The organism is uncultured Roseovarius sp., from assembly GCF_947259555.1.
Lineage (GTDB): Bacteria > Pseudomonadota > Alphaproteobacteria > Rhodobacterales > Rhodobacteraceae > Roseovarius.
Window position 1 is genome coordinate 36,255 of sequence record NZ_CAMYMD010000035.1, and the last position, 15,437, is coordinate 51,691.

Consider the following 15,437-nt stretch of genomic DNA (forward strand, 5'->3'; position numbering starts at 1 on the left):
CGATGCCCCTGCCTATTGCGGCTCCGGCACCAGCACCTCGCGCTTGCCGACATGGTTCGAGGCGCTCACCACGCCCTCGTCTTCCATCTGCTCAACCAGCCGCGCCGCCTTGTTGTAGCCGATGGCCAGCTTGCGCTGAATATATGAGGTCGAGCATTTGCGATCCTTGATGACGATACCGACCGCCTGATCATAGAGCGCATCTTCGCCATCTGTATTGCCGCCGGTAGACAGGCCCAGAACCGCGTCGATACTGTCGGCCTTGTTCTCGTCGGGCCCCTGCAACACGCTGCCGACATATTCCGGCGGACCAAAGCCCTTGAGGTGGTTGACGACTTCTTCCACCTCCTCATCGCTCACGAACGGGCCATGACAGCGGGTGATCTTGCCGCCGCCCGCCATGTAGAGCATGTCACCCATCCCCAGAAGCTGCTCGGCGCCCATCTCACCCAGAATGGTGCGGCTGTCGATCTTGGAGGTCACCTGAAAGCTGATCCGCGTCGGGAAGTTCGCCTTGATCGTGCCGGTGATCACGTCGACCGAGGGGCGCTGTGTGGCCATGATCAGGTGAATGCCAGACGCCCGCGCCATCTGCGCCAGACGTTGAATGCAGGCCTCGATTTCCTTGCCTGCCACCATCATCAGGTCGGCCATCTCGTCGACGATGACGACGATATAGGGCATCTTCTCGGGTGCGAACTCTTCGGTCTCGAACACCGGCTCGCCGGTGTCGTCGTCAAAGCCGGTCTGCACCGTTCGGCTGAACATCTCGCCTTTCTTTAAGGCCTCGTCGACCCGGCCGTTATAGCCGTCGATGTTGCGCACGCCCATCTTGGACATCTTGCGATAGCGGTCTTCCATCTCGGCCACCACCCATTTGAGCGCGACCACGGCTTTCTTGGGGTCGGTCACAACCGGAGACAGCAGATGCGGAATGCCGTCATAGACGCTCAGCTCCAGCATCTTGGGGTCGATCATGATGAGGCGGCATTCATCCGGCGTCAGCTTGTACAGAAGGCTCAGGATCATCGTGTTGATCGCCACGGACTTGCCCGAGCCGGTGGTGCCCGCGATCAGCAAGTGGGGCATTTTCGCCAGATTGGCGACCATCGGCTCGCCGCCGATATCCTTGCCCAGCGCCAGCGGCAATTTCTGATTGCCATCGCCATAAGACCGGCTCGACAGAATTTCACGAAAGCCGACGGTCTCGCGGTTGTCATTGGGCAGCTCGATCCCGATCACGGAGCGGCCCGGCACGGTCGACACGCGCGCCGAGAGCGCCGACATCGAGCGCGCGATATCATCGGCCAACCCGATCACGCGGGACGCCTTGAGGCCCGGCGCGGGCTCTAGTTCGTACATTGTCACCACGGGGCCGGGGCGCACGCTGACGATCTCGCCTTTGACACCGTAATCATCGAGCACATTTTCCAGCATGCGCGCATTTTCCTCGAGCGCATCATCGCTCAGATGGTGGCGCTGGATATTTGCGGGGTCGGCCAGCAGGCTGAGCGGCGGCAACTCGTATTCGGGCGGCGCGGGCACATCGAACTGCAACGCAGGCTGCGCCTCGGCCATCGCGCGGGCCGAGGGTTGCGGGGCCTTGCGCGGTGTGTGCTGCACCACCTTGCGCGGCTCTGGCGTGGGGATGCGCGGCGCGCTTGCGACAGGCGGCGTTTGCGAGTCCGCGACCTCAGGCTCAGGGGCCACCATGCCATATTCAACGTCTTGCCGTGGTTCTATCATCGGCCCAGGTTGTGTTTCCGGCGCAGGTTGTGGCGCGGCATGGCGCGCGGTCAGCGGCGGTTCCGGCGGCAGGGTGCCACGCGGCGCAGTGTCCAGAATCAACGGGTCGGGGCCTCGGCCTCGGCCCTTGGTCAAAGGTGCGACCGACTCGACCCGCACCGACGGGTTCTGGCGAACCCGCGATTTGATGACATCTGAAATCTTGGCACGAATACGGTCGTCACCCGGCATCTCGGCCTCGCCGTCAAAAGCGTCGGTCTCGACAAGCTCCGGCTCGGGCATGGTTTCGGGCTTGCGCATCAACAGGGGCATGCGCGCCAGCAGACCAGACGGCTTGTCAGCGGCCAGCGGCTCCTCTGGCGGCAACGGCGTCGGCTCAGGTGTTTCATCTCCGCGACGCACACGGGCCGCCTGCATCGAAGGTTCCGCGCGCGCGGTCTCGGGCAGGGACGCCTCGTTTTTGCGTTCACGACGCGCCGCAAGCCGCGCCTGCATGGCGTGACCCGCCTTGGCTGCCCCGTCCGCACCGCGGCCCATCCCGCGCATGAGCCACGCATAGCTCATGATCAGGCCAACCAGCAAAAACCGCCCGATACGGTTCAGCTCGCCGCGCGTGAAGCCAAGCACGAAGGCCCCAAAGACGAGCATCACCGCTCCAAGCGCCAGCGAGAGGAGTTTGAGGCCGATCGTGGCCCCGACAGGCAGGATACCCAGAAGTGCGCCAAGGACAGTATCTCCGAAAAGCCCACCCAGACCGAAGCTGTGGATGCGCGCCCAGTCATCACCGGGCGCGAGCGACGAGGCATAAAGCGCCAGAGCCGCAAGCCAGATCGGTGCAAAGATGAGCCGGCTGGTGGCGCGGTCCTCGCCCCGGTGCAGCGCCAGCCGCGCGCCCCAGACGCCGGGTACGATGGCCATGCCCCAGGCCCCCCAACCGATGATCATGAAGAGCGGCGCCGCGACCGACGCGCCAAGCCGTCCCATCCAGTTCTGCACCGGCGCATCGGTGGCCGACATCCAGCTGGGATCGTCCGGGCTATAGGAGACCACCATCGCCGCCGTCATTGCCGCGACGGCAATCAGCAGAAGACCCAGCAATTCCTTGCCGCGTTTCTCAATCGCCTCGGCCATGCCGCTGTCAAGCAAAGGGTCGCGCCCGCGCGTCTGATATGCCATGTCTTCCCTCGTCCTCAATCATCCAAAGAGACAGTCGCGCAGCCGCATCAGGCCTGCCACCGTCTCGCTCTTCGGGGCCACCATCGCGACCCGGATATATCCCTCGCCGGGGTTCACACCGCCTGCGGTCTGGCTCAGGTAGGCTCCGGGTAACACCCGCACGCCCGTCTCCTGCCAGAGCCTGAGCGCCGCCGCCTCGCCATCCTTGACCGGAAGCCACAGAAAGAACCCGGCCTCCGGGCTGCGATAGCCAGGCAAATTTCCAAGAATGTCATCGGCAAGCTCATATTTCTCGGCGTATTGACGGCGATTTTCGACGACATGCGCCTCGTCGGCCCAGACCTTGGCAGCGGCATGCTGCAAGGGCATCGGCAGCGGGCTCCCGGCATAATTGCGCAACTGTTTCATATGCGCGATATTCTCCGGCCCGGACGCGACAAAGCCGCTACGCAAGCCCGGCAGGTTCGACCTCTTCGAGAGGCTGTGAAACGCGACAATCCGCTCTGGGTCGGCCCCCATGTCCTGTGCCACCTCCAGCACGCCGACCGGCGGTGCATCGCGATATATTTCCGAATAGCACTCATCGGCAAACACCCTGAAATCGTATTTTTCCGCAAGTGAAATCAGGTCTGCCCAGTAGTCGCGGCTCGCCACCGCACCCTGAGGATTGGACGGAGAGCACAGATAGGCGACGGTGACCCGGTTCAAAATGTCCTCGGACAAATTGGAGAAGTCCGGCAGAAACCCGGTCTCATGGGTGGCATTCAGGAACACCGGTTCGGCACCGACGCTGAGCGCCGCCACCATGTAGACCTGATAGAACGGGTTTGGCGCCAGAACGACAGGCTTTCGCCCGCCCTTGGTCTCGGGGCAGAGCGCCATCATCGCATTGTAGAGCCCCTCGCGCGTGCCATTGAGCGCCAACACATGACGAGCGGGGTCGAGCCTCACCCCATAGCGCCGCCCGACCCAGTTCGTGGCGGCCTCCAACAAAGCGGGCATGCCCTCATTGACGGGATAATTTCCAAAGCCATCCGCGTTCTGCGCGATGATATCGCTTATCCAGCGCGGGAATTCATGCTTCGGCTCGCCAATGGTCATGTGCACGACATCACCGCCGGGCGCATGGGCATCAAGCAAGCTCCGCAGGCGCGGAAACGCATAGGCCGGAAGGTTCGAAAACCGCTCGGGAAACATCTGGTACTGCCTCAAGGTTCGGGATCGTTGACGCCCCGTTTTCTTGAAACTACCCAAGCCCCGGCGTCAGGTCCAGAGAAACCAACGGGACAAGCCCGGGAATGTGGCATTTTTGGCAAGACGGACAGACTTCATTCACCGTTCCCAAAATACTCACGGCACCACAGCCTGCTGCCTGCGCACCCCATGCAAGGCCGTTTTCAGGCCGCTGTCAGTTGACCGCTGCGCCATCCGCTGACGGTTGCGGTCACGATCTGACCCTCGGTCTGATCGCTGTCAAACACGACTTCGGTGAATTGTTCGGTGCGGCCCATGCGTGGCGCTTCCATCAGCACCTTGTGGCTGCGGCCCCGTTGCGCTTGCAGATGCGCGGCCACCCGCGCCGCACCGGCGGCACGCAACCGCGCGGCGCGGTCCTTGATCACCGGCCCCTTGACCTGTGGCATACGTGCAGCGGGCGTCCCGCGCCGGGGGCTGTAGGGAAAGACGTGCAGCCATGTCAGCTGACACTCTTCGACCAGCCGCAGCGAGTTCTCGAAGGCCGCCTCGGTCTCGGTCGGAAATCCGGCAATGATGTCGGCCCCGAATGTCATCTCGGGGCGCAACCGGCGCGCCTCTTCGGCGAACCGGATCGCATCGTCGCGCAGGTGCCGCCGCTTCATCCGCTTGAGAATGAGATCGTCACCATGCTGAAGGCTCAGATGCAGATGCGGCATCAGTCGCGGCTCGGTGGCGATGGCTTGCATGAGATTCTCGTCCACCTCGATGGAATCGATGGAACTGATCCTCAAGCGTGGCAGGTCCGGGACCAGCCGCAAAATGCGCATGACAAGGTCGCCCAGCTTGGGTGTTGCTGGCAAATCAGCGCCCCAGCTTGTCAGATCCACACCCGTCAGCACGACCTCGTTGTAGCCCGCGCCGACCAGCCGCTTGATCTGATCCACCACAACCCCGGCAGGCACCGATCGCGAATTGCCGCGCCCATATGGGATGATGCAAAAGGTGCAACGATGATCGCACCCGTTCTGCACCTGCACATAGGCCCGCGAGCGGGTGCCGAAGCCGTCGATCAGGTGCCCCGCCGTTTCCCGCACCGACATGATGTCATCGACCGACACGCGCTCGGTCTGCCCGATGAAATCAGCCGCGAGGCGGCCCCAAGTCTCGGGGTTCATTTTCTCGGTGTTGCCGATGACGGCATCCACCTCGGCCATACCGGCAAAGGTTTCGGGCTCTGTCTGCGCGGCACATCCGGTGACGATCAACCTTGCCTCCGGGTGCTCGCGTCTGAGCCGTCTTATCTCTTGCCGTGCCTTGCGCACCGCCTCGGCCGTTACGGCGCAGGTATTCACGACGACCGCGTTGCCCACGCCAGCCTCCGCACTCAGCGCCTTCATCGCCTCGGTCTCATATGCGTTGAGGCGACATCCCAACGTGGTGAACTTCGGGGCCTCGGTCATCGCGCGGCCGCCAGAAATTCGGGGGTGAGCGTGCCGCTTGCCACATGCATCGTCGCACCGGTCATCCAAACGCCATCCTCGCGCCAGTCTACCTCGATCGTGCCGCCATCAAGCGCGATACGGACCGCGCGCCCGGTCAGCCCGCGACGCGCCGCAGCCACGACCGTGGCGCAGGACGAGGACCCTGACGCCAGCGTCACACCAACGCCCCGCTCCCAGACCCGCATGCGGATATGGTCCGGGCCGACGATCGTCGCGACCTGCACATTGGTGCGCTCGGGAAAGAGCGGGTGATGCTCGTAGCGCGGTCCGAATTGCTCCAGCGGCACGGCCTCGGCATCGGCCACGAAAAACGTACAATGCGGATTGCCCATGCCCGTGGCGACAGGCCCGCCCTCGATCGGCAGCTCGAGCGTCTCGATCTCCTCGCTCAACGGGATCTGCGACCAGTCCAGCTGTGGCTGCCCCATGTTGACGGATGTCAATCCGTCACCCGCATCCACCGCGACCAACGCGCCGCGCTCGGTACTGAGTTCCAGGCGCGTCTTGCCGGTCTCTCGCATCAGGTGCCGGGCAATACATCGCGTGGCATTGCCGCAGGCGGCAGAGCGCGACCCATCCGCATTGTAGAAGGTCAGATGCGCATCGCCCGCACCTTTGCCAATCACCGCCAATTGATCGAATCCGAGGCCACGATGCCGGTCCGCAATCACCGCGATCAGGCCCGCCGTCAGACCCGGATCACGGGCGCGCCCGTCGAGCACGACAAAATCGTTTCCCAGCCCGTGCATCTTGAAAAAGGGCAATCCGTTTGTGTCAGTCTGATCCATGCCCGCGCATATAAACCCGGCGCCAAGACGAATCCAGCGGCTTGCGGAAATATCTTGCACTTTCGGGGTTGACCGCCTGCCCGCGTGTTTCTAGATACCGCCCCTAGTGGGCCGTTAGCTCAGTTGGTAGAGCAACTGACTTTTAATCAGTGGGTCGCAGGTTCGAATCCTGCACGGCTCACCACTGTTTTCAAAGACTTAGCGATTGCACCGGTGCAGTGTTAGATCGTTTTGGATCGACAGTGTTCTTGATCCGATCCAACTAACGATTCCGTCGAAACTGGACAATCCGGTTCGCGCCCTCGCTGCGGTTCCTCAAGGAGTGGTTTGTCGTTGACACACTTGTATGCTCCGCCGCATCTCGAAGCGCATAGGGATCGACGCCAAGACTTTTGGCTACAGTGACCGCTCCTGCACGTATATACATCATCCAGATGTTGTTTGGGATCTGCAGTGCCGTGCCGTAGCGCGCGACACGCCTGAGCGTGTTGAACAAACGGTGAATGTATGAGGTCGAACGGCTCTTCTCTTCACTTGCTTTCTGTATGCGTTTGATTTGTTCATAGTCCAGATCCTGGATCGGCATGGGGCCCGATCGCGCTTTCCAATTTCGCAAGCCGCTGCAGGTAGCCATGCTTGGTATTTTCCTTCACGTCAGGGATTGGCGAAAATTCATCGAACGTGTAGCGAACAATAAGATAATGCCACGTCCCGAGACGCACCTTTGGCTGATCCAGTGACTCCCACCCGCATGTGAGTCGGCATGCGAAATTGACCCACTTGGGCCAGAGCTGAGTGACAGCATTCGGAGAATGCCGCGCGACAGGGCGACAGGAAGTTGTGCGCAGGAACCGGGCTTTGCAGAGTCAGTGCCAACGTGCGTGATGTAGCGCCGGGCTCGGCCCAAACCGGTCACAGCGCTATGGAGGGAATGCTGCAGTGCAGTATCACCAAAGCGGACCTCGAAACCTTATCGGTGCAGTTCCAGAGAGACACGGGCACTGGATTCCAAAAGCGCTGGTTCCCAAAAGCCTCTTCGGTCAGAAGAGGCATGCCAAAGCGTGCTGGAAGCGACCCGACGGCGCATGCGCTGCGGGCGCCGTCGCGGATGACGTAAGACATTGTGGCGACATGTTCGCCTCCACTCAAACGCGTAGAACTTCGACCCCCAATTACTCGGATGCGGTATCAGTCAGGTAACTCTGAACTTCCGCGCCATCGTCAAGGCCGGGCTGCTTTTCGCCCTGAAGCTCCTCGGGGACTGTCCACCCCGGCTCGATGCCTGTCATGTCAGGCAGTTCGTGAGCGATCCCCTTGTGGCAGTTGATGCAGGTTCTCTCTCCCGACAGCAGGTACTCCGAGTGGATCTCCGCTGCGCGTGGAGACTGGCGGCTAAGATCCATCGCGGTTTCGGTATGACAGTTGCGGCATTCCAGACTGTCATTGGCCTGCAGCCGCCCCCATTCCCGCTTGGCCATTACAAGTCGGTGATCGAGGAACTTTTCGCGCGTGCTGATCGTGCCGAATATGTGGCCCCAGACTTCCTTCGAGGCCTGCATCTTGCGGGCGATCTTGTCCGTCCACTCATGCGGGACGTGGCAGTCTGGACACCCGGCGCGCACGCCCGACCGATTGGAGAAGTGCACGGTGCGCGACAACTCCTCGTAGACGTTGGCCTCCATCTCGTGGCACGAAATGCAGAATTTCTCGGTGTTGGTGTATTCCAGTGCCGTGTTGAAGGCACCCCAGAAGACCACACCGCCGACGAACCCGCCCAAGGTCAGGAACCCCAGCCCGAGCGTTCCAGCCGGTGTCCACAGGACCCGCCAGAACCAGCGGAAAGGCTTGAGAATCCAGCGCATGTCAGTTGCCCCCGGCGCCGGTGGCACCCATTTCGGACATGTCGGTAAACGTGTTGTCAATTAGCGGTGCCGTGTCGGCCTGCGACACGTGGCACTGGGTACAGAAATACCGGCGGGGCGATACATCGGCGAGCATCTGCCCCTCGCGGGTCATGTAGTGGGTGATCGAGATCATCGGCGCACCCGAGCCTTGGGTATGTTCGCGCCTGTGGCATGACATGCAGCGGTTGGCATTGACCGAAAGCTGATACCCTTCAATCGAATGGGGGATCACCGGCGGCTGTTCGGGATAGGCGCGCATTTGGCGGACATCGTCGGTGACAAATTGCTCCAGCGGCTCGGCCGGGATCGATTCCATCGGATCGGGGGACGGCCCTGACAGTTCCGGCACGTTTTGTGCGAAGACGAAACTGCCGACGAGGCAGGCGGTGAAAACGGCGATCAGGCGAAACTGCATCATCATACCGGCTCCACGCGCACGGCGCATTTCTTGAAATCGGTCTGTTTTGATATCGGGTCCGTAGCGTCCAACGTCACCTTGTTGATCAACTGGCTGGCATCGAACCACGGCACGAAAATTACCCCCGACGGCATCCGGTTGCGGCCTCGGGTTTCGACGCGACTTCGGATTTCGCCACGGCGCGACATCACGCGCACCTCCATGCCCTGATTGAGGCCCCGCTCGCGCGCATCAATGGCGTTCATGAAAACCTTGGCGCCGGGAAAGGCCTTGTAGAGTTCCGGCACCCGCATGGTCATCGATCCCGAATGCCAGTGTTCCAGCACACGGCCGGTGACCAGCCACATGTCGAACTCGTCATCAGGGCTTTCGGCGGGGGGCTCGTAGGGCACCGCCAGGATCACCGCGCGGCCGTCGGGCTTGCCGTAGAATTCCACACCAGCCCCTTCGCTCACGTAAGGGTCATAGCCCTCGCGGAACCGCCATTTCGTTTCCTCGCCGTCGACGACGGGCCAGCGCAGGCCGCGCACCGTGTCGCTCTGATAGGTGTCATACGGGGCCAGGTCGTGCCCGTGCCCGCGCCCGAAGGCGGCGTATTCCTCGAACAGGCCCTTTTGGATGTAGAAGCCGAAATCCTGCGCTTCGTGGTTGGCGTAGTCCTCGGGCATGTCGTCGAGCGGATAGGCGTCGACCTGGCCGTTTGCGAAGACCACATCGAAGATTGTCTTGCCGCGATAGTCCGGATTGTCATTCAGGATATCTTCGGGCCAGACTTCATCCGTGGTAAAGCGTTTGGAAAACTCGGCCAGTTGCCACAGATCCGACCGCGCCTCGCCCGGCGCATCGACCAGTTGGTGCCAGGCGTGGGTGCGCCGCTCGGCATTGCCGTAGACGCCCTCCTTCTCCACCCACATGGCGGCGGGCAGGATGATATCGGCCGCCATCGCCGTCACAGTCGGATAGGCGTCGGAGACCACGATCATGTTGTCGGGGTTGCGATAGCCCTGATAGGTCTCGTTCTCAGAATTGGGCGCGGCCTGCAGGTTGTTGTTCACCTGTATCCAGTAGAAATTGAGCACCCCGTCCTTGAGCATGCGATCCTGCTGAACCGCGTGGAACCCGGGCTTGGTGTTCAACAGGCCATGCGGCACCTTCCAGATTTCTTCGGTATGTTTCACATGGTCGGGATTTGTGACAACCATGTCCGCCGGAAGCCGATGCGCAAACGTGCCCACCTCCCGCGCCGTGCCGCAGGCCGAGGGCTGGCCGGTCAGCGAAAAGGGCGAGTTGCCGGGCTCTGAGATCTTACCCGTCAGCAGATGGATGTTGTAGACCATCTGATTGGCCCAGACCCCGCGCACATGCTGGTTGAACCCCATCGTCCAGAGCGACATCACCTTGGTGTCCGGGTCGGCATAGAGCTCTGCGAGCTCTTCGAGAAACCCCGGCTCCACCCCCGAAAGCTCGCTGACATATTCCAGCGTATACTCGGCGACATGCGCCTTGAACGCCTCGAAATCGGACGGCTCCATCAGACCGGCATTGCCCGCGCCCTCGGCTGCCAGTTGCAACGGGTGGTCGTCGCGCAGACCATAGCCGATATCCGTCTCGCCCGTCATGAAGGTCGTGTGTTTCGAGACGAATTCCTCATTCACCCGCCCGGTCTGGATGATGTGGTTGGCGATGTAGTTGAGGATTGCCAGATCGGTGCCCGGCTTGAACACCATCGGAATGTCGGCAAGGTCCATCGAACGGTGGGTGAAGGTCGAGAGCACCGCGCATTTCACGCCCGGCGTACCCAGCCTGCGGTCGGCCAGCCGGGACCAGAGGATCGGGTGCATTTCTGCCATGTTCGACCCCCACAGCACAAAGGCGTCGGCATGTTCAAAATCGTCGTAGCACCCCATCGGCTCATCAATGCCGAAGGTCCGCATGAAGGCGACCGCTGCCGACGCCATGCAGTGCCGTGCGTTCGGGTCGAGGTTGTTCGAGCGGAAACCGGCCCTCATGAGCTTGGAGGCGGCATAGCCCTCCATCACCGTCCACTGGCCGGAACCGAACATGCCGATGCTCTCCGGCCCTTTCTCGGCGAGCTGTTTCTTGACCCGCGCCGCCATGACATCGAACGCCTCGTCCCAGCTGACCGGCTCAAATTCACCATTCTTGTCGTATTCACCGCCCGATTTCCGCATCAGCGGTGTCGTCAGGCGGTCCTCGCCGTACATGATCTTGGACAGGAAGTAGCCCTTCACGCAGTTCAGGCCCCGATTCACCTCGTGCTGCATGTCCCCATGCGTGGCGACGACCTTGCCTTCCTTCACGCCAACCATGACCCCACAGCCGGTGCCGCAGAACCGGCAGGGCGCCTTTGACCAGTTTATCTTGAGCGCGTCGACACCGCCGGGAACCGGCTGAGCAAGCGCCTCTTGGGACAGGCCCGCTGCAGAGGCCGCGAGTGCGGCGGCGTGAGCCTTGAGAAGCTGGCGTCGGGTCAGGTCGAGTGGCATGTGGTCTCCTCCGGTTCTTCGGCGTGTTCGAAGACCATGTTGGCCGCCAGAACGCCGTCCATCAGGTTGATCTCGGTCAGCCTGTCACCAAGCTGTCCGGTACTCGTTCCTTCTATTGTCACGATCAGGCGCGTGTCGTCGCCGCCATGTACCTCCACCCCATCGAGTGTCTCGACACTTCGGCGCACCTCTTGCGATGCGCCTTCGGCGACGGTCACGACGGCGGATGAGACATGCCAGCGCGGCTCAGACATTTTCGGGCTTCCTTTCGACAGCATGGATTGCATCCGCCGGGCAGGCCGCCGAGCAGGCGGCGCAGCCGGTGCAGGATGTGGCGTCCAACTCAGGCAGGAAAGGTCCACCGATTCTTGGACGCATCGCGATGGCGGTTTCGGGGCAGACGTCGCGGCAGGTCATGCAGGCAATCCCGGCCTTTGCCAGGCAATCGTCGGAAATCCGCATCACATGTGCCATGTTCCTATCGTCGGCAAAGACATCCTCCGGACAGGCAGCGGCGCATTCGCCACAAAAGGTACATTCCCCGGCCTCGGGGTTCAGCACAACGCTGCCGTTGGCAATGTGAAGAATGCCTTCGGGACAGGCATCAACGCACATGGCGCATGCGGTGCAGGCCGACAGCGACTGCCGCGACACGCCGGGCGGCCGGGGCCGGAAGGGCTCGGGGCGGGGGCTGCCACGGAGCAGATCACGTCGGGAAATGGTGGCCTGTGTCGACATGCCCTTTCAGTGCCCCGCTGGACCCGGTGGCCCGGACACGAGCTGATACATCCACACCAAAAAGCCATAGCCGCCGACGGCGCCGACGGCCACGACGGGCCAGATACCGAAAGCCAGAATCAGGAAGTAGGTCAGTTCCCTTCGTCGCCGTGGCGCGTGCGGCGTGGAACCAGGTTCGGTTGCTTGTCGATCAGACATCGCTTCCTTCCCGGCTGCATATTTGGTTTAGTTCAATTCTGCAGCCTGAGTTTGAAAGTAACAAAAGCGTGATCAAAAATTCAACCCTTGAGTGCCCGCAGCACGAAAACGCGGGCGCCACCGGCGTGACTTCATTGGATTTTTGTTATGCGACTCGTCAAACGTTGAGGTGGCGTTGACTCGTTTTTGCACGTCTAATTCCCCAGTGTTTTACTAGGCATTCAAGTGTCTGATATTGTTGTTAGGTTTGATTGCGGGAGGGCGTAACCGCCGTAACCTACCGAGGCTTTCTTGTGCGGTGTGATGAGTTTCAATTGCATTGCGTCAATGTTATAAACGCAGTTATTTCATTGACTTAAAACACATGCGCGTTAACCGACGCGGCAAGGTGTGATCGGTGATGGCATGAGCAAGTGAATGCGCAGCTCAGAATGCCGGGGCTCGGGCTAGTCAGGTGAGGTCGGCCTCACAATGTCGCCTGAGGTGCAAGACAGGGGCTGGCCACGACGCCCGATCAGTTGCAGCCCCATGGGCGTGCCGGAGGTGCCGAGGCCAGCTGGGACGCAGAGTGCCGGAAGCCCAGGCAGGAAGGCGGGCACGACAACCTCCATCCAGCGGGGCGCAGGACGCTTACCTGGTGGGTCGCGTTGTGAGTGATCATGAGAGAGTTGATGTCCATTTGCACGATCCGGGTCAAGTTGCACGATCCGGGCAAGATTGATTTCAAACTTGCCATGGGTGGCGTTGAGCGATGGACGCGGCATCATCAACCGGGAATCGGGCACCGGCCAGCCCGTTTGGGTCGCGGGTTGATTTTGGTTGATATCTAACATGAATGGTAGATAAACTCAGAGTCGCGGCGCCAACGCCGACCATAGGGAGGAAACCAAAATGGCAAAACGCAGAAAGACCCGCCTGAAACATCTGGCGGAGAAGGTGCAAAAGGGAGAGCGCATCATCGGCATGGAGTGTCACGACACACCTACCGCCATGATGGCCGAGGAACTTGGCATGGACCTGCTCTGCTGTGGCAGCCCCGGCCCGATGGGTCTGATGGGGCACAAGTCGATGGCCACAGTGGACTTTGAAGAGCAGCTTTACATGCTGGAGGGCGTGCTGCGCGGTGCGTCTTCCCCGTTCATCATTTGCAATATGCCCAATACAACGGCCAGTATTTCCATCGAAGAATCCGTGCGCAACGCCGCGAAAGTGGTCAAGCTGGGGGCCGATGGCGTCCATATCGAGCCATCGCTTGGCACGGTTCCGCATATTCGCGCCATCGTCGATGCGGGGATACCCGTTGTGGGCCATTTCGGGGTTCAGGGAGAACGGGCCGTGATGAACTCGGGCCATAGCCCGGCGGGGCGGACGGCAGAGGAAGCGGCGACGATCATCAAACTGGTCCGCGCCTCGATCGATGCGGGCATCTTTGCCGCCTTGTTCGAACATACCTCGGTCGAGTTGACGAAATGGTGCTATGAGAACCTGCCGGTTGCTGTAGCCAGCCTTGGATCGGGCCCCTATGCGCATGGCATCTTTCATGTGTCGAGCGACATTATCGGCTGCTCCGTCTTTCCGATTCCGCCAAAGCGCGAAGTTTACGGCGATGTCTGGGGCGAGATGCAAAGGGCCTATGCCGCCTATTTCAACGCGGCCAAAGGCGGGCAGTTTCCCAATCCTGACCTGTCGCACACCATGCTGGACGGAGAACATGAGAAGTTCATGTCGCTGGTCGGCTGAGGCCCATGCCCCGTACCGCTGTCAAAACAGCTCTGGAGCCAGCGCATCTGATGCGCTGGCTTGCCATGTTGCCACGACAACGGTGCGTCTGTGTGGAGTGCGGCGCAGGGGAAGCTGAAGTCAGCTATTTCATGGCAGAGCATTTCAACCTCGCCATTGCGACGGACGCTTGCCCCCCGAAATCCGCCTATCCCGTGGCGGTGGATGGGCCCATCGGATATGTCAAATGTCGGGCAGAAAATCTTCCTCTGCCGTCAGATAGTGTTGATATGGTCGTATCCATGCAAGCGCTGCATCATTTCGATCTGGCAGGGCATCTCACCGAAGCGCGTCGCGTGCTGAGTCCGGGCGGAATATTTGCCGCGCTCGCCTGGGGCGAGATGGTCTTGCCCGTGGATGTCAGGACGGCTTGCGACGATTTCCTCGCGGCGGTGAAACCATTCTGGGAAGCAGAACGGGGCTGGGTGGTGTCTGGCTACAACGGGCTGAAGTTTGAAGGCGAGGCCCTCGCGCTGCCCAAGGCCGCGATGCGCAAGACGGTGACGGTAGAGGCCTTGGTCGTGCTCTTTCGGGGGTGGAGTGCGTATAAGGCGGGGCAGCGAGACTGCGCCGAGGTTCTGGCGGCCACGCGCCTGAGACTACGGCAGTTGGGCCACGCGCAGATCACTGTAGCCTGGCCGATTGTGGGGCAGGTGTTTCGGAAACTGCCATAAGAGCCCGCAGGTTTGGCAGGCTCAGGCGGACTCGCCGCGCCAAATCATATCTGCGAGCGGTGAGATTTCCGATACGCTGTTCATCGGGCAGGTTGGGCAGCCGGAGCGGGAGGGTTTGTTGGTGCAGCCACGGCACTCATTGACTGCGCTCAGGACGCTGTTCACCTCGCCCTGAATTTCGATCGCAAGGCGGGCCATGAGCATGAGCGTATCGGACAATTCGTTGAGTTTGGCCGCCACCTCTTGGGACGAGTCCGCACCAGTGCTGTGATGCGCGCGCACGCCTGCGATGGAGGCGATCATCTCGAGCGGGATGTCGAGATCGCGCATGTTCTGAATCATCTTGGCCAGAACCACATCCCGCGCGCCATAGGTGCGCGTGCCACCATCGCTGCGCTCGGGCTTGAGGATGCCCAGATCCTCATAATGACGCAAGGAGCGTTCACTCAGGCGGCTGAGGCGCGCGAGTTCTCCGATCTTCATTTGTCTGGTGTCGCTGATCTTGGCCAAGGGTCGTCTTTCTGGAGTCATTGGTCGCGGACAGTGCCCCATACATAGCAACAAAAAACGGAACGCAATAGGTCAAGCCCGCCTTGGTGAGATCACTTTCGCCGGACCCGAAGAGGGCATCGCTCTGATTGATCAGATTGAGAACGGTCCCGACCACGATGGCAATCCGGCCGGAGCGCAGGACAATGGCCTGTGACACGCCGAGGTTGGAAATAAAGCTGTTCATGCGTTCATCTGCTTGTTTGTTGAGGCGCGAATGCCCCTCTCGGGGCATCCGATGGGGCGCTCGTCAGTTCCTTT

At 61.3% G+C, this 15,437-nt stretch carries 16 protein-coding genes and 1 tRNA gene; 3 read left to right on the top strand and 14 right to left on the bottom strand.

Annotation, left to right across the window (positions count from 1 at the left end):
• Positions 1 to 12 precede the first annotated feature (12 nt).
• The 4 genes from Q0X85_RS06340 to dapF all read right to left on the bottom strand — a co-directional run bounded on the left by Q0X85_RS06340 (position 13) and on the right by dapF (position 6,409).
• Positions 13 to 2,922 (bottom strand): DNA translocase FtsK 4TM domain-containing protein, encoded by a 2,910-nt coding sequence (locus Q0X85_RS06340; protein WP_297770511.1) that lies wholly within the window; start codon positions 2,920 to 2,922, stop codon positions 13 to 15.
• A gap of 18 nt (positions 2,923 to 2,940) precedes the next feature.
• Positions 2,941 to 4,119 (bottom strand): aminotransferase class I/II-fold pyridoxal phosphate-dependent enzyme, encoded by a 1,179-nt coding sequence (locus Q0X85_RS06345; RefSeq protein ID WP_297770598.1) that lies wholly within the window; start codon positions 4,117 to 4,119, stop codon positions 2,941 to 2,943.
• Positions 4,120 to 4,319: 200 nt separating this feature from the next.
• A complete protein-coding gene (mtaB, locus tag Q0X85_RS06350) occupies positions 4,320 to 5,579 on the bottom strand; it encodes a tRNA (N(6)-L-threonylcarbamoyladenosine(37)-C(2))-methylthiotransferase MtaB (RefSeq protein ID WP_297770513.1) in 1,260 nt (419 codons plus the stop codon).
• Complete coding sequence (gene dapF / locus Q0X85_RS06355) at positions 5,576 to 6,409, bottom strand: diaminopimelate epimerase (protein ID WP_297770515.1); 834 nt, start codon at positions 6,407 to 6,409, stop codon at positions 5,576 to 5,578. Before dapF ends, mtaB begins: the two co-directional genes overlap by 4 nt.
• Before the next feature lie 108 nt (positions 6,410 to 6,517).
• On the opposite strand from dapF, the gene Q0X85_RS06360 reads away from it, so the two are divergent.
• Positions 6,518 to 6,593: transfer RNA gene (locus Q0X85_RS06360), tRNA-Lys, on the top strand.
• A 78-nt stretch (positions 6,594 to 6,671) separates the two neighbouring features.
• Here Q0X85_RS06360 and Q0X85_RS06365 read toward each other — a convergent pair.
• From Q0X85_RS06365 to Q0X85_RS06400, 8 genes are all read right to left on the bottom strand, one after another.
• The gene (locus Q0X85_RS06365; RefSeq protein ID WP_297770517.1) at positions 6,672 to 6,995 is read right to left on the bottom strand and encodes a hypothetical protein; all 324 of its coding nucleotides are present in this window, start codon (positions 6,993 to 6,995) and stop codon (positions 6,672 to 6,674) included.
• Between the two features lie 586 nt (positions 6,996 to 7,581).
• On the bottom strand, positions 7,582 to 8,271 hold the full coding sequence (locus tag Q0X85_RS06370; protein WP_297770520.1) for a NapC/NirT family cytochrome c: 690 nt from the start codon (positions 8,269 to 8,271) through the stop codon (positions 7,582 to 7,584).
• A 1-nt stretch (position 8,272) separates the two neighbouring features.
• Positions 8,273 to 8,731: a nitrate reductase cytochrome c-type subunit gene (locus tag Q0X85_RS06375; protein WP_297770523.1), complete on the bottom strand. Its 459-nt coding sequence runs from the start codon at positions 8,729 to 8,731 to the stop codon at positions 8,273 to 8,275.
• A complete protein-coding gene (napA, locus tag Q0X85_RS06380; RefSeq protein ID WP_297770525.1) occupies positions 8,731 to 11,238 on the bottom strand; it encodes a periplasmic nitrate reductase subunit alpha in 2,508 nt (835 codons plus the stop codon). Before napA ends, Q0X85_RS06375 begins: the two co-directional genes overlap by 1 nt.
• Entirely contained in the window at positions 11,223 to 11,492 is a 270-nt protein-coding gene (locus Q0X85_RS06385; protein ID WP_297770528.1) for a chaperone NapD, read from the bottom strand. Before Q0X85_RS06385 ends, napA begins: the two co-directional genes overlap by 16 nt.
• Complete coding sequence (locus Q0X85_RS06390) at positions 11,485 to 11,976, bottom strand: 4Fe-4S dicluster domain-containing protein (protein ID WP_297770530.1); 492 nt, start codon at positions 11,974 to 11,976, stop codon at positions 11,485 to 11,487. The genes Q0X85_RS06385 and Q0X85_RS06390 overlap by 8 nt, the downstream gene beginning before the upstream one ends.
• Before the next feature lie 6 nt (positions 11,977 to 11,982).
• Positions 11,983 to 12,174, bottom strand: a complete 192-nt coding sequence (napE, locus tag Q0X85_RS06395; RefSeq protein WP_297770532.1) for a periplasmic nitrate reductase, NapE protein — start codon at positions 12,172 to 12,174, stop codon at positions 11,983 to 11,985.
• 446 nt (positions 12,175 to 12,620) lie between these two features.
• Positions 12,621 to 13,007 carry a hypothetical protein gene (locus Q0X85_RS06400; RefSeq protein ID WP_366129462.1) on the bottom strand — a complete coding sequence of 129 codons (387 nt, stop codon included), beginning with the start codon at positions 13,005 to 13,007 and terminating at the stop codon, positions 12,621 to 12,623.
• Between the two features lie 58 nt (positions 13,008 to 13,065).
• Here Q0X85_RS06400 and Q0X85_RS06405 point away from each other — a divergent pair, with 58 nt between their 5' ends.
• Entirely contained in the window at positions 13,066 to 13,914 is an 849-nt protein-coding gene (locus Q0X85_RS06405) for a 3-methyl-2-oxobutanoate hydroxymethyltransferase (RefSeq protein ID WP_297770535.1), read from the top strand.
• 65 nt (positions 13,915 to 13,979) lie between these two features.
• Positions 13,980 to 14,627, top strand: coding sequence for a class I SAM-dependent methyltransferase (locus Q0X85_RS06410; RefSeq protein WP_297770600.1), 648 nt, complete (start codon positions 13,980 to 13,982; stop codon positions 14,625 to 14,627).
• A gap of 21 nt (positions 14,628 to 14,648) precedes the next feature.
• Here Q0X85_RS06410 and Q0X85_RS06415 read toward each other — a convergent pair whose 3' ends face one another.
• Positions 14,649 to 15,110, bottom strand: a complete 462-nt coding sequence (locus Q0X85_RS06415) for a MerR family transcriptional regulator (RefSeq protein WP_297770537.1) — start codon at positions 15,108 to 15,110, stop codon at positions 14,649 to 14,651.
• Positions 15,070 to 15,363: a nitrate/nitrite transporter NrtS gene (gene nrtS / locus Q0X85_RS06420; protein ID WP_297770538.1), complete on the bottom strand. Its 294-nt coding sequence runs from the start codon at positions 15,361 to 15,363 to the stop codon at positions 15,070 to 15,072. Before nrtS ends, Q0X85_RS06415 begins: the two co-directional genes overlap by 41 nt.
• Positions 15,364 to 15,437: the final 74 nt, after the last annotated feature.

What these genes read in the sequence shown, in the direction of transcription:
- nrtS (WP_297770538.1), bottom strand. Translation starts at nt 15,363, where the DNA reads ATGAACAGCTTTATTTCCAACCTCGGCGTGTCACAGGCCATTGTCCTG.
- Q0X85_RS06415 (WP_297770537.1), bottom strand. Translation starts at nt 15,110, where the DNA reads ATGAAGATCGGAGAACTCGCGCGCCTCAGCCGCCTGAGTGAACGCTCC.
- dapF (WP_297770515.1), bottom strand. Translation starts at nt 6,409, where the DNA reads ATGGATCAGACTGACACAAACGGATTGCCCTTTTTCAAGATGCACGGG.
- Q0X85_RS06365 (WP_297770517.1), bottom strand. Translation starts at nt 6,995, where the DNA reads ATGCCGATCCAGGATCTGGACTATGAACAAATCAAACGCATACAGAAA.
- Q0X85_RS06340 (WP_297770511.1), bottom strand. Translation starts at nt 2,922, where the DNA reads ATGGCATATCAGACGCGCGGGCGCGACCCTTTGCTTGACAGCGGCATG.
- Q0X85_RS06410 (WP_297770600.1), top strand. Translation starts at nt 13,980, where the DNA reads ATGTTGCCACGACAACGGTGCGTCTGTGTGGAGTGCGGCGCAGGGGAA.
- napE (WP_297770532.1), bottom strand. Translation starts at nt 12,174, where the DNA reads ATGTCTGATCGACAAGCAACCGAACCTGGTTCCACGCCGCACGCGCCA.
- Q0X85_RS06400 (WP_366129462.1), bottom strand. Translation starts at nt 13,007, where the DNA reads ATGTTAGATATCAACCAAAATCAACCCGCGACCCAAACGGGCTGGCCG.
- Q0X85_RS06375 (WP_297770523.1), bottom strand. Translation starts at nt 8,731, where the DNA reads ATGATGCAGTTTCGCCTGATCGCCGTTTTCACCGCCTGCCTCGTCGGC.
- Q0X85_RS06370 (WP_297770520.1), bottom strand. Translation starts at nt 8,271, where the DNA reads ATGCGCTGGATTCTCAAGCCTTTCCGCTGGTTCTGGCGGGTCCTGTGG.
- Q0X85_RS06345 (WP_297770598.1), bottom strand. Translation starts at nt 4,119, where the DNA reads ATGTTTCCCGAGCGGTTTTCGAACCTTCCGGCCTATGCGTTTCCGCGC.
- Q0X85_RS06390 (WP_297770530.1), bottom strand. Translation starts at nt 11,976, where the DNA reads ATGTCGACACAGGCCACCATTTCCCGACGTGATCTGCTCCGTGGCAGC.
- napA (WP_297770525.1), bottom strand. Translation starts at nt 11,238, where the DNA reads ATGCCACTCGACCTGACCCGACGCCAGCTTCTCAAGGCTCACGCCGCC.
- mtaB (WP_297770513.1), bottom strand. Translation starts at nt 5,579, where the DNA reads ATGACCGAGGCCCCGAAGTTCACCACGTTGGGATGTCGCCTCAACGCA.
- Q0X85_RS06405 (WP_297770535.1), top strand. Translation starts at nt 13,066, where the DNA reads ATGGCAAAACGCAGAAAGACCCGCCTGAAACATCTGGCGGAGAAGGTG.
- Q0X85_RS06385 (WP_297770528.1), bottom strand. Translation starts at nt 11,492, where the DNA reads ATGTCTGAGCCGCGCTGGCATGTCTCATCCGCCGTCGTGACCGTCGCC.